At 45.1% G+C, this 13,347-nt stretch carries 13 protein-coding genes; 5 read left to right on the forward strand and 8 right to left on the reverse strand.

The window, feature by feature from the left end; all coding sequences use genetic code 11:
* Positions 1-168 precede the first annotated feature (168 nt).
* The gene (locus MGMO_RS19450) at positions 169-384 is read left to right on the forward strand and encodes a hypothetical protein (protein ID WP_023493734.1); all 216 of its coding nucleotides are present in this window, start codon (positions 169-171) and stop codon (positions 382-384) included.
* 134 nt (positions 385-518) lie between these two features.
* Here MGMO_RS19450 and MGMO_RS03945 read toward each other — a convergent pair whose 3' ends face one another.
* From MGMO_RS03945 to MGMO_RS03965, 5 genes are all read right to left on the reverse strand, one after another.
* Positions 519-1,964 carry an FAD:protein FMN transferase gene (locus MGMO_RS03945; RefSeq protein ID WP_023493735.1) on the reverse strand — a complete coding sequence of 482 codons (1,446 nt, stop codon included), beginning with the start codon at positions 1,962-1,964 and terminating at the stop codon, positions 519-521.
* A 47-nt stretch (positions 1,965-2,011) separates the two neighbouring features.
* Positions 2,012-3,085: a hypothetical protein gene (locus tag MGMO_RS03950; protein ID WP_235557225.1), complete on the reverse strand. Its 1,074-nt coding sequence runs from the start codon at positions 3,083-3,085 to the stop codon at positions 2,012-2,014.
* A gap of 199 nt (positions 3,086-3,284) precedes the next feature.
* On the reverse strand, positions 3,285-4,718 hold the full coding sequence (gene nhaD / locus MGMO_RS03955; protein WP_023493737.1) for a sodium:proton antiporter NhaD: 1,434 nt from the start codon (positions 4,716-4,718) through the stop codon (positions 3,285-3,287).
* A 408-nt stretch (positions 4,719-5,126) separates the two neighbouring features.
* Entirely contained in the window at positions 5,127-5,804 is a 678-nt protein-coding gene (locus tag MGMO_RS03960; RefSeq protein ID WP_161808459.1) for a hypothetical protein, read from the reverse strand.
* Positions 5,805-5,962: 158 nt separating this feature from the next.
* Entirely contained in the window at positions 5,963-6,409 is a 447-nt protein-coding gene (locus MGMO_RS03965; protein ID WP_023493739.1) for a hypothetical protein, read from the reverse strand.
* Positions 6,410-7,078: 669 nt separating this feature from the next.
* Here MGMO_RS03965 and MGMO_RS03970 point away from each other — a divergent pair.
* Complete coding sequence (locus tag MGMO_RS03970) at positions 7,079-7,645, forward strand: DUF2058 domain-containing protein (protein WP_023493740.1); 567 nt, start codon at positions 7,079-7,081, stop codon at positions 7,643-7,645.
* 178 nt (positions 7,646-7,823) lie between these two features.
* Entirely contained in the window at positions 7,824-8,015 is a 192-nt protein-coding gene (locus MGMO_RS19460; RefSeq protein WP_023493741.1) for a hypothetical protein, read from the forward strand.
* Positions 8,016-8,170: 155 nt separating this feature from the next.
* Here MGMO_RS19460 and MGMO_RS03980 read toward each other — a convergent pair whose 3' ends face one another.
* Positions 8,171-9,931: a protein kinase domain-containing protein gene (locus tag MGMO_RS03980; RefSeq protein WP_023493742.1), complete on the reverse strand. Its 1,761-nt coding sequence runs from the start codon at positions 9,929-9,931 to the stop codon at positions 8,171-8,173.
* A 479-nt stretch (positions 9,932-10,410) separates the two neighbouring features.
* On the opposite strand from MGMO_RS03980, the gene MGMO_RS03985 reads away from it, so the two are divergent.
* Both MGMO_RS03985 and MGMO_RS19875 read left to right on the forward strand, forming a co-directional pair.
* Entirely contained in the window at positions 10,411-10,950 is a 540-nt protein-coding gene (locus MGMO_RS03985; RefSeq protein WP_023493743.1) for a winged helix-turn-helix domain-containing protein, read from the forward strand.
* 102 nt (positions 10,951-11,052) lie between these two features.
* Positions 11,053-11,205, forward strand: a complete 153-nt coding sequence (locus tag MGMO_RS19875; protein WP_161808460.1) for a hypothetical protein — start codon at positions 11,053-11,055, stop codon at positions 11,203-11,205.
* Positions 11,206-11,263: 58 nt separating this feature from the next.
* Here the strand turns inward: MGMO_RS19875 and MGMO_RS03990 are convergent, their stop codons facing one another.
* On the reverse strand, positions 11,264-12,517 hold the full coding sequence (locus MGMO_RS03990) for a glutamate-5-semialdehyde dehydrogenase (protein ID WP_023493745.1): 1,254 nt from the start codon (positions 12,515-12,517) through the stop codon (positions 11,264-11,266).
* 183 nt (positions 12,518-12,700) lie between these two features.
* Positions 12,701-13,111, reverse strand: a complete 411-nt coding sequence (locus MGMO_RS03995; RefSeq protein WP_023493747.1) for a group II truncated hemoglobin — start codon at positions 13,109-13,111, stop codon at positions 12,701-12,703.
* Positions 13,112-13,347 lie beyond the last annotated feature (236 nt).

The following is a 13,347-nucleotide window of genomic DNA, read 5'->3' on the forward strand; positions in this document are numbered from 1 at the left end:
ATATTTATCCCTAATATTTCTAATTGAATGCATGACTAGCTCAAGGTGCTAACGTAAAGTATGCACCTGTTCAGATGTATAGCAAAATTCAAAAAAGGTGTATAATATATTGTTTCCTTTAAATATAACAAAAACTTATCACAACCCTATTTTGTTATCAAACGGTTTATGCAAGCCAATACTACACCCATTCACCGTCTGCCGAAACTTCTGGATCATGTGCGGGATCGCCTTCATGCCAAACATTACAGCCTTCAACCCGGTAAGGCGCAATGCGCTACACTATTTTTTACCCCGCTGGCTAAGAAAACGTCCCCAAGGAGTTCTGTAGCCGCAAAAGACACCCAGCAGATAAAGCATCAGGATATTTCTGGGGTTGATTAACTCCCTGAATGGCCAATCAATCCGTTAAAACCAAAGGAACGACAGCACCCACAACCAATTTACATGCGGATGCGCATCGCTTTGGCAAGAATTCGGCCTACTTATGAACAATAGCCTACGGTAGAATGGCACGTTCAAAACAGCTTGCCATCTTTTTCGGCAGGTTGCCGTGCGGAGGCAAAAGCTTTACTCATATATTCGGTAAGCTTTTTCTCTTTTTCGTAGATGAGCAATACTTTGAGATTCTCAGCCTCTGCGATTCGCATGGCTTCCTGTTCGCCCACGCAAAGCAGGGCGGTATCCCAAGCGTCTGCCCAAACCGGATCGTCATGCATCACGGTAACCGATCGCAGATGGTGGGTTACGGGTCGTCCGGTTTTGGGATGCAGGATGTGGGAATAGGATTGCCCGTTCTCCTCGAAGAAATTCCGATAGGTTCCGGCTGTCATGATGGCAGTACCGACTTGTTCCCTGACATCAATCACCCTCTGAATCCCTTGGGTGTAGGGAGTGGGTGCCTGAATGCCAACCCGCCAATTATTGCCGTTAGCCTTGCGTCCCTTTACCATCATTTCCCCGCCTATTTCCACTAGGTAATTGGTTATGCCTAACGCTTCAAGGCGGTGAGCGACGGCACCCACGCTATAACCTTGTGCGATCGAAGACAAATCAATCTTGATCTTGGGATCCTTCTTTATGATGCGCAGGTTGACCTCATCTATTTCTAGAAGGTCCATTCCTATATGGGGAAGAATTTCGTCGATTTCTTGATCGGTAGGCACGCGGTTTTGGTGACGGGAAAAGCCCCATAAATCAAATAAGGGCTTGACGGTCAGGTCATAACATCCATTCGACCGCTCGTATACGGTACGGGCAATGACTAATAACCGGACGATTTCTGGGGATATTGGCAACGCATCGGTACTCTCCAGCCGGTTGATGCTTGAGATCTCAGAGCTTTCGTTGTAGTTGGAGGCCAGGGCATCGATATCGGCCAGTGTCGCTAAAATTTCGTGTTGAATTTTCTCCAATGATGTTGACGTATCGCCCAGGACCAGTTTGATATGGTAAGTCGTTCCTTGGGTCTCCCCTGAAAGCTCAGGCTCACCGGATGGCTGGCATCCTGACAGCACAAAAGTCGTCAGCAATAAGATACCGACAGTTGTCCAACCGCCAAGATTCACACCGTATTTTTGCATACCGCTCCATCTGGCGGTATCGATACCAGAAAGTTGGGCTATCAATCCCAACGTTTGGTCATCTGACCGCGCCAAAGGATTCAACATTAACATACTACAAACACTTAAGAAACAGGTTAGTGGGAGCAATAAAACGTACCGCCATTGATTAAGTAAGGGCGCACCAAAACTGGCGAAAAAGCCTAATAAAATGACAGGCATCCAGCGCGAATGCAGGGTAAAAGTATAACCTTCACCCTTTTTTATGTGGCCTTTCATTAGCCCCAATACATGCAGCGCAGGTGCGGGCCAATCGCCAACAAAGTGCCGGCTACGCCTAGCGCCAAGGTCAATAATAACCACTGTCGGAAGGTTAGGGTGCATATTCAACACGGCAAACATTAAGGTGCCGTTATCTATCGACGAAGATGATATTGCATCTATTACTTTTACTTGGCAATGGTGATCGCCGGTGCCCCTTGCTGTCCTAGCTCGGTAATTGTCATCTGGAATATTTGGGATAAAAGCCGGAATCCTTCGCGGTTCCATTGATATCCGGTTTCCGGTTTTAGTGAATAGTAACTACCGTTAAATTGAGTGGTTAACTCCGTGTCTTCCGGTTCATCTGCACTCACAAAAATATCTAAAGTGGATATTGGGTTTTCTGTAACAAAAGGGGTCTGGGAATGTTTATTGACGGGGTATTCGGGTGTTCCATCTATCGATTGCCCGATAAAGTTCAGCACATTATGAAAACTACGTAAGCGAAAAACCCCATGAATCGGCCATTCTCCCCCAGTAAAGCCCGGTCGTATATCGACCATAACGTCATTATCAGCCCGTTCATTGGCTTCCTCATGTAAACGTTTGCGTTCATCATTGCTCAAGGTAGCCGGGTCGTAGTTGGTCAACACAATACGGCCTATAATTTTTTTGCTCAGGAGTATCTGATTCCTTTCAGCCGAATAATCTAGGGTGTAGTCTTTTTGCAAGGCGGCGATTTGATCTGCCGTCATCGAGTCTGCTGAAAGTGTGAGCTTCTGGTCGAACATCAACGGCTCGGCATAAAGCCGATTTTTATCCTGGATTGAAGACAAATGCAGCACTGCCTGACGGAATAATCGATACCCCTGGATATCGCTGGGATTATTGGCATAGATACCTGCTTGCTCGTTGCCGTAGAGCCTGAGTTCACCAGCCAACAAGCGCAATATTAAATCCACATCGGCGCCTTGACGTAATAACATGGTCAGTTTGCTTTCCTGGAATGGCGTCAATAACCTACGGGTAAATTCTTCCCCTTCAATAGGTACAATGCTTATTGTGGGATTTTCCGAGACGGTGCCGCCGAAGACCGGTGTCATTAAAGAACCGTTGTCGCCAGTGAATGCCGGTGTGGCCCCGGCATTAAACTGAAAATTAAACGTCGCGGCGATATTGGAGATGCCTGTGAAATGTATAGGTTGATGTTGATGGGCACGGGCGATATTAAGAAGCAACTGCTTGGATAAAAGATCAGTCATCGTTTTGTCATACTCGATGACAGCTCGATCAAGGGCTACCGGCGATAAACAACCTTGAAGGCTGATGAATGCGAAGATGGCGACTAATGACGCTATTTTTTTTATCAGAGAGCGAAAGCTTAGTGGATTAGACAATTTTAACCATCCTTTTTAATAAAGAGCCGAAAGCAGGGCTATTTAAGTAACTTTTATCCAATAATTAAAAATAATGGGCATTTACCCAAAAATGGACAAAAATGCTTGCGATATAACCGAGTAAAATCACCGGCATCCAACGCATATGGTAGCCGAAGGTATAGCCTTCTTTAATCTGGCCGAGCAAGCCGACGCCGGGAGCCGAACCGATTGCCAAAAGACTACCGCCAACGCCAAGCGTTAACGTGAGCAATAACCACTGCCCTGGGGGTAAGTCTGGATGCATGTTTAGCACTGCAAACATCAGCGTTCCGTTATCGATAAATGCCGATGACAATCCGATGATAATATTGGCATTCGTCGGATGGTTTTGCCCGTATAAGAAATGGGCAATCGCATCAAGGTAGCCTAAAAAACTCAAGGCACCGATAATCATCATGGCGCCATAAAAAAACAACAGCGTATCCCACTCCATGTTGCCGACATTTTTGTAAATGTCGAAGTCTTGCTTTTCATTGCCGACAGGGACATCCACGCCAAAAAACTTATAGGCGTAAGCAAATTGGCTTTCTTGGTTTTTAACGGTCTTGGTCAAATAAAAACTGAAAAACTGCAGAAACGCCAAGCCCGCCATCATACCGGCGGCAGGGGGAAGCTCCAGGTAAACGTTCCCCCACACAGTAATCATCAGGGTCATCACGAAGAGAATAAGAATTCGTTTACTGCCACGCCTAAGGTTTATTGCCCGGCTTGAAGCGGCAGGCGTATCCTTAGGGACAAAAAAATGCATGACAATTGCCGGGACGAGAAAATTGACCAGGCAAGGGAGCGCCAAGGCAAAGAACTCCCCGAATTTCAGGATTTTATTTTGCCAAACGAATAGCGTCGAGATACCGCCCAACGGGCTGAATGTTCCCCCAGCATTGACCGCCACCACGATATTGACACAGGCAATGCCGATAAATTGTTTTTTATTTTTACCTACCGCCGTCGCTACGGCACCCATCAACAACCCGACCGCAAGCCCACTGACCACGGTAGAAAGCAGGAAGGCCAAAAAGCCGGTTATCCAAAACAATTGCCGGTAGCTGAATTGCTTATTTAACAGCCAAATTCGCATGCCGTCGAAAATCCCTCGCTCTTCCATGGCATTTAAATAGGTCATGGAAACCAGGATAAATAACAGTAATTCAATATACGCGAGCAAATTGCTCTCAAAAGCCAGTGCAGCCACCTTGGCTTCGCCATGTAAGGCGTAATAGGTACAGATAGCAAACCAGATGAGCGCCGCACCCAAAACCATCGGTTTTGACTTGCGTAAATCAATCACATCTTCCATCATCGCTGCCACGTAAGCCAAGACAGTGATTAAAATAGAAAGGAAACCGATAATATGATGGGTTAAATCGATATTTGCATTCGTTTCTGCAACGGTATTGTCTGCGGCAAACACAGTGTTAGTTAGAAATAAAGAGGCGATGAGAAATAGGGTGTTCATATCCTGTCCAAATAAAGGTCCATTCCAAATAGCTTACTGTTTTCACCGTTATAGTAACCTTTACAATGACTCTTTTACAGCTCCGATTGTGTAACCTATAAGAATTACAGTGTTCACACTGACAACCATTTGCGTCAGGCAATGCACTTGCCGAGTCCCTGTCAAACAAGCCGTGATTTCTGTCTCCGCACTGATTTTATTGCATCCATCTAGTGGTTTGCCAGATTATGGTGGGCAGGCTTTATCGAGGGACATCTTGTTTTCAAACTTGATCCCAGCAAAAGCTTTTGTACAAGTAGAAAATCCAGTAGTAAGCATAATAATTAACAGTAACTAATCAACCGACAGGGTAAAAACAGAGGGTTAACATTTTGATAATACGGCGCACTGCCCTTTGGTTAGTGCGCCTTAGATCTTCCAGCTCGGCCTTAGTTGGACGTTGATCTTCGAACCAAGCAACACATACTCACTAGACAGAGTCTTCATGTCTACAAGGAAGTCTTGCGCGTACTTCTCAGCATGTGACTCAGTTTTGTATTTGAAAGCTTTGAATTTAAGCCCATGAGGAATCTTGCTCTCACCAGTCATATCAACGGAGTACACGGTCTCTACAAGCTGTATGTGCTTCGAAGTATTAACAAGTGAATTTAGGTAATTGTACTGTTGAAGACCAAGAACTCTCACCACTCGATCCTTCAGCTCTCCGGCTGGGAGATTTTTGCTCACAATACTCAGGTTCAATTTATCTTCATGAAGACCGGAGAGATTTAGTGAGTCATATATAACATGTGAAAAAACGTCCGTCATTGAGTGCATTACGTGTGCAAGCGCAATGACGTTTGACTCATGCGCCAAAGTGGCAAACCTGTATTTTCGGCTACTTTCTCCCACCCCGAGAATCGTGTTTGCTACAGAAATAAGCTCGTCATTCTGAACGGGAAACACGTTTTCAAATGCCCCAAGAGCCATCTGATAGTGATATCCCGCCGACTCTAACTTTCTCGCAACACTGCGAATGTGGGCCGCAGCTTTCTCAAGTTGAGGCGTCCCGTGAGACTTCTCTATAAGGCTTTCGAGTTCACGCAAATCCCAATTCGACATGATGGCTCTGCCTACGCTGGAGGAAGATCTAACGTAAAAGTAATGGGCGCGCTGTTTGGCAGACTAAAGCGAAGCCGACGAACCTGAAAAGACAGCCAGCCTTCAAAAGCGCCTGCGACCAGCGCGTCCCTTTGACTGACATGTTAGACATTTTCCCTTACTCCTAGAACTTCGCGTGGTTCTAGTTTACCTGATTCGAAATTAAAACTTATAGTAGAACCAGATATTTTTGCGCCATTATTATTAATATGAAATAAACCAACACCATAATCAGTATGTATTTGACTAACAGGTGTAAATGAAACTTTAAAATCCATATTTGATATAAATTCACCTTTAAACGAATAGACTACATCATCGTTACCTTCACCAGGCGAGTGGATTGTGCCACTGATTTTTCTTCCAAATTGGCGTTTGACGTGAATTGTATCGCAAACTTGGTTACCGTTTTCTATGTAACTTGCTTTCCAATTCCCTCGAATATCTGGGTATTTTGATGGAACATAACTAGCTACTGAAATAAATACTTGCCAAATTGCAGCAGCAACTAAGCTTGCCCCAACACCCAATAAAAAATTAGTCCAATCCATATATGCGAAGTTTTGCCAATGCTGTCTAACGTAAAGTATGCACCTGTTCAGGTGTATAGCAAATTTCAAAAAAGGTGCATAACATGTCGCTTCCTTTAAATATAACAAAAACTTATCACAGCCTTATTTTGTTATCAAGCTGTTTATGCAAGTTACAACTACACCGATTGACCGTCCGCCGAAACTTCTGGATCAAGTGCGGGATCACTTTCGTGTATCCCTAAACTGATAAGCCATACACCCGGCTACAACCATGATTTATACCCATGTCATGTGCTTAATAAAGGGGGTAAGGGCATTAGATCAGATTTAAGGCTGGTCATGGCAATTGCGAGTGTCTGCAGTTGGCAGGCACTGAATCTTTCTTATCCGAAGCTAAAAGAATCGTGATCGTCAGTAAAGACATCAATGCCGACCTTCAGGTTAAGTGACATAAACCCAAATACTTCATAAGTGCAATTCGTGGGCGGTATGCTGTCCTCTCTGAAGCGAAGCCACATCCGACAGGTGGTCGACCTGTAGGCATTGCAGCACTCATATCGGCGGCTTTCCTGCGCTGGTATGGTTAAGTTTCGCGGCTATAGCTGTTGGGATGCGCCAGTCAACGCTGATTGCCACTTTAAGATACAAACCGTAGAATACAAGTTAGATTATTTTGGAGTAGCGAAGATGGCAAAATTGTCATTACAGGAACAATTGCTAAAATCCGGTTTGGTCGGTGCGGGACATGCAAAGGCCGTAAAATCGGAAAAGCATAAGCAGGTTAAACAGCAGCAGCATAATAAGGCATTGGTCGTTGATGACTTAAAAGAACAAGCCCAAAAAGTCAGGCTTGAACAAGCCGACAGGGCCCGTCAGTTAAATCAACAGCGAAAAGAGGAACAAGACCAAAAACAACTTGCCGCTCAAATAAAGCAGTTAATTGAACTAAACCGACTGCCTTTGGGTAATGGCGTAGTAGAAAAATTGGATAACAGCATTCCCTATCACTTTACAGAAAACAATAAGGTAAAGACGCTTTACTTGACTGAGGAAATGCGCGAAAAATTGGGCAATGGCCAATTAGCTATCGTTAAACTAGGCCGACAATATGAAGTGGTCACTTCTACAATCGCAGAAAAAATTAAAGCCCGCGATGTATCTAGCGTTATTGTACTTAACGAACCCAATCTTAGGAATGTTGATCAGGAAGACCTTTATGCCGAATACCAAGTACCCGATGATTTGACTTGGTGACATCATTGGACGATGCCATCTATAGATGGTCTTCCCAAAATAGGTGGTCGCCTTATCCCTGGACGAACGTAACCCTGACATCATAAAAAAGTCACGATCATGCTGCTTGTTCATATTGTATTCAGGGACAAACGGTTATGGTACAAGCAACTTTTATACAAAGGTGCGGGATTCTGCAATGAAAATATCAAATAAAACCCAAACGCCGAAGGTTGATCAAAATATTAATTTTGATGTCCTTTGCCAAGGATTTGAAGGCGGAAGCTTTTATGGCCTGGAATATATCCTAGAGGATTTCTTCCAAAATACCACGGCAATCCAACCGATTCCTACCCGTCCTGCCGTCGATTGGTTTGGGTTGTATCAGTGATCCATGGGATTTCCTGTTAGTCAATCAGCCCCAGCTTATTTCCGGCTTTCAACATCGGACTAATGGTCGCTGGTTTATGCAGGGTGCTATGAAATAATGACTGGCAATGCCAAACGCTGATTTATCAAATTAAGTGGCATTATACAGATAGTCCATTATTCTTTAGTGTTGGCCAATTCCTCACGAATTATTTGTAGTTTAGGGTCATTCGGCAGGACAGACTCGGCCCTTTGCAAAACGCGCTTGGCTTTGTCCAGTTTTCCATCGGCTTTCGATTTCCGTATAAACCAAGCATAACGATCAACTATTCTTTGACGCCCGGCGAGCGCTTCCGCATTGTCTGGTTCTTTGGCGAGTACCTTTTGGTAATATTCATAGGCATTGTTACCCGCTGGCGTAGTGAAACGCACTTCTTTCATGGCTTTTTTGGCGGCGGCCAAGTATCCGTTAATGGAATCTTCATGGCTTGGATTTGCCTGCGATTTTTGTTTCTCAAGGCTATGCAGTGATTTTTCAATGGCCTCTACTTTTTGACCACTTTCAGGTTTTATCGTGGGCGTAATTGTGTTGTCAGATTGGGGTTTGGAAACCGGTTTACTTTCCGTTTCCATGCCATTTTGGGGTAGCTTGTCGTCAGTACCTGCTTCTGCATGGATTGTTTCGTTGGCTGGCTGTAGCTTTTTATCAGGTTGATTTAACTCTTTATGGGTGGGTTCGAGTTGGCTTGCCGGTTTGGATTCTTGGCTGGATTCGGTTGTTGTCAAGGCGACCGGTTGGTCTTCTATTGCATTTGGGGTGACTACGGCTTTACTGGGGTTGCTTTGGGTTAAAGGCTGGGTGGTGGCTATAACGGCTTGGTCGCCATTTGTTTCTGAAGGCTGGTTTACAAACCATAATCCAAAAATAATCAACCCAAATATCCCGGCCATGATGCCGATCCATAGCGGTTTCTTAACAATCGGATTATGGTCGGGAATCGCTATGTCATCATGCGGAGAAGTTGTCTGACCATCTTGGTGGGCAGGCCCTGAATTGAGTAGCGTTATAATCTCACTCGCTGAATGCGGCCGATTATTATAGTTAGGCCTTAGCATCCAATCTATTGCTTGCAATAACTCCGTGCTGTACATGCTATCCGAAGATTTAGCGAGGGAAGCGACCGGATCGGATTCCCCTTTGCTTAAAGCTGTTAGCCGGCTTTGGGCATCGGTTGGTTGGCTATGCGTAATACAATAGTACATCGTTGCGCCCAGCCCATAATAATCGGTGGAGGGTCCGGGTGTATGGGGACGCCCATAGAGTTCTGGTGCTGAGTAACCGGGCGCTAATTCATCTGCGAGCTTAGTAGTGTGTTTTGCGGCAGCCAATCTGGCGCTGGAGAAATGGGTCAAAAACGGTATGCCGTTCTTGTCCAAAATAATCGTTTCCGGCTGGATACCCCCATGTATCGTATTGTGTTTGTGGGCTTTCTTTAGGGCATCCAAGATTGATAGTAGGATAAATTTTAATTCTGTTTCAGCAAAAAATGACTGGGACTGTATTAATTTGGAAAGCGGCACACCTTCTTGGCAAGCCAAGATAAGGTAAGCGGTCCCATTGAATTGCAAGATATTTTCAGTTTTGACAATATTGGTATGTTCGATTTGTGTGAGTTCTTCGGCTAATTCCAAAAATGCTTTTAACCCATATTCAAAATCTTCTTTATGGCTTGGGGATTTGGGTTCGACGCCTAGGCCATCATTGGCACGAATGGCGAAATCGCAGGGAAAATACTCTAGTATTTCTACCCACTCCTTTAGATGGTGATTCCAGGCTCGGTAGGTAATATCGAAGGTACCAATTTTTGAGGCTTCCTTGATTTCGTAAACACCGAGCTGGATGCCTTCAAGTAGTGCCTGATTATGCATATGTGCCATGATATGGGGTTTCCTCTAATCTTTTTTAACTCGCTGATACCAAATTCTATATTGCGGCTGTATTTTTTCCAATATTACAGGTTTCTCTCCTGGAAGGCCGGTAGAAACACTTTCGGTCTGGTGTAAGCAGGCCACTGGGATAAGTACTACCATAGTTTAAAACAACTGAGTTTGCGATATACTATAATTTTCTAGCTTTAGACGTATCTAACACCGTCCCTATTTACGGCTTCATAAGGCAATGTCAAGTTTATCGACATTCTGATACTAGGAAGCCAAATAATTAATCCCCAATTCAAACGAAATTGCCCCATCGATTTATAGCTCCACCATCAGTTTACTTGAAAATGTTTACCCACGCCGAGCCTGTAATATACACTGTATAAGTTCCGTTTCTGTCCAGAATACAGCCTCCCTTATCCGTTTTTACTTATGTCCCTAATATCAAGTAAAATCCCGCAAAAGAAAGGAGTTTATCCATGACTGAATTGTTAGTGCCTATTTTTATTTTCTTCCTCATCTATATTTATCACACAATGAAAAAATCGAATAGCCCTACAGAAAAGCCCACGCCTGAGGCCAAAACCGAAAAGCCTGTTGCAGTTGTTGCCACGGAAGCAAAGGCAAAGAACATAAGCCCAGCTAAGAAGCCCTCGAATAAACAAAAAACCATAGCTCCAAAACCAGCGCCAAAGGAAAAAACCGAACAACCAACGGCAGATACTGCTACACCAGTAAAACCAAGCCCAACCCGGAAATCCCCCGGAAAGGCAAAAGCGGCCAATCCCATAGCCGAAGCGTCGATACCTGAAATGGCTGTGCCTGAACGAGTGGGCCTGATTGCCGGCGATATATGGCACTACCTGGATAAACACGGCGCAACGCCCGTTGCAAAATTGGTTCGTGAACTTCCTGAAGAAGAAAAGATCATCCAACGCAGCATCGGCTGGCTAGCCCAGGAAGGCAAGATAACGCTCGACACCATAGACAGGGTTGAGACCATTGGCTTGGCAAGTTAGCTGTTAGGAAAATAATTTGACTATTGCCCTGGTGCATCAGGTTTGGGAAGTGAACCTTGCCATCTGATCGTGTCCCCTATTATTGCCCTGATGACTGGGTAAATGGGAGTCGCCGCAATGCGTTCCAGTGGTCAGGATAGCAATACGAAAGTCGCCTTGGTGTGCCATGACAAGCAGAAAGTTGAAAAAGCTATGGTCAGGGAGAAGAAGGCAGGGAACGATCTTTTTGAAATGGGCGATAATTATGTGGAATAAGGGTCGTACAATTATTATTCAACAGCTTGCAATTGTCTGTATTTCCTAACTCTCCAAACTAACCCCTCAAATGACCATTGCCATAAGCCACCCATTTGTAGGTCGTCAGCTCATCGGATCCGACCGGGCCACGGACATGAAGCTTGTCCGTGCTGATACCGACGACCGATCCCAAGCCATAATCGCCACCGCCTGACAATCTTGTCGAGGCGTTAATCATGACCGACGCCGAATCAACCTGCTGTTCAAATTGTTGGGCCGTGTTCAGGCTTTGCGTGACAATACCATCGGTATGCCCCGAACCATAGTGATTGATATGGTCAATGGCTTCTTCAATACTGTTGACAATCTTTACCGAAAGGATCGACGCCAGATATTCGGTATGCCAGTCTTCTTCTGTCGCCGGGGAGATGTCGTGCAATAATTTTTGTGTCTCTTCACAGCCACGCAGTTCGATATTGTTTGAATTGAATCCTGTCTGGAGGAGTGGAAGCATCAGCTTGGCACATTTTTTATCGACCAACAGCGTCTCAAGCGCGTTGCAGGTTTGGACACTTTGGCATTTCGAATTAACCGCAAGCTCGACGGCCTGCATTGGATCTGCATCTGCCGCAATATAAAGATGGCAAATACCATCGTAATGTTTGATAACCGGAATCCGGGTGCCTTCGGCAATGCGTTTGATCAAACCTTTCCCTCCACGGGGAATTAATACATCAATATAGTCATCCATTTTGAGCAGTTCACCTACGGCTTCATGCCCTGGCATCCGAATGATCTGTATGGCATGTTGCGGAAGCCCTGCGCTAACAGCGCCTGCGATCATGGCATCAGTCAGGAGGGTGTTGGTTTGCAGCGCTTCCGATCCGCCCCGCAAGATGACGGCATTGCCGCTTTTTATACATACACCTGCGGCATCGGTGGTGACATTAGGACGCGATTCGTAAATAATGCCGATGACGCCCAGTGGCACCGATTTCTTACAGACCCGCAGTCCGGCGGGATTGGTATGGCCTTCCAACACACGATTTAGCGGATCAGGTCGTTGTGCGACCTTTTTTAGCCTAGAGACCATATATTGAAATACTTTCTCGTCAATGGTCAACCGTTTGGTCATCGCATCCGACTGTCCCTCCTGACGGGCTTTCAAAACTTCCTGGGCATTAATCTCCATAACCCGGTCTTTAACCGATTCCAACGAATCAGCCATATTCGAAAGCGCGAGATTCCGCATTGATTCGGACGCAGATGATAATTGCTGTGCTGCAAGACGACTTTGTTTGGCAATGGCCTGAACGGTACTGGCATTCATAGTGGCAATAGGATTTTTTGGAAAGATGAAGGTTAAGCTAAATATTAAAACAGCCGACAATATTAGCCAGTTTTAGCCCTTGTTTTACCAGTCTGGTGAATAAAATGGTATATAAACAGATCAACATAAATGCACTCTGGTAAATGGGTACGCTGTTTTCAGGGTAATCTTTCAAAATCCAGTTCAGCATACCTTGCCAGATTCTTGATTCGGCACCTGATTAATCATATGTGTGGCTAGTTGTTGCAAAGCATTCTGGATATTGATTTTAAATTGGGGATCCATGCCCAATTCCGCCAGTGCTTTATTCATGCACAGCATCCACTGGTCGCGCTCAGATTCGCCAATTACGAAGGGCAGATGGCGGGCGCGCAGCATAGGATGACCGAATTCATCGATGAACAAATTAGGGCCACCCAACCAGCCGGACAGAAATTTAAACAGCTTGTCCTTGGCTGGGGAAAGATTATACTGATGAATAGCGCGTATGCCCTTTGCCTCAGGCAGGCTATCCATGTAGAAATAAAACCGATCGACCAAATTGAGGAGAACTTGTTCGCCGCCGATGGCGTCGTAAGGCGTACTGATTTTCATTGTTAAGGTATGGGTGCTTTTTCTCTACGTTTGCCATTGATTTTAGCACGACGATATCCGTATTAAAGAGTCAGCCATTTTATTTTTGTTTACGTCGGTTTATCTCATAGATTCGGCCTTTTAATGTCTGAACCGTTCGTGCTGAGCTTATCGAAGCACACACCGCCTTTCGACAGGCTCAAGGCGAACGGAAACTTAATACTTCACAAGGCCGAATCAATAAGTGCCGTTCGAAT

It is taken from the genome of Methyloglobulus morosus KoM1, from assembly GCF_000496735.2.
Classification (GTDB): Bacteria; Pseudomonadota; Gammaproteobacteria; order Methylococcales; family Methylomonadaceae; genus Methyloglobulus; species Methyloglobulus morosus.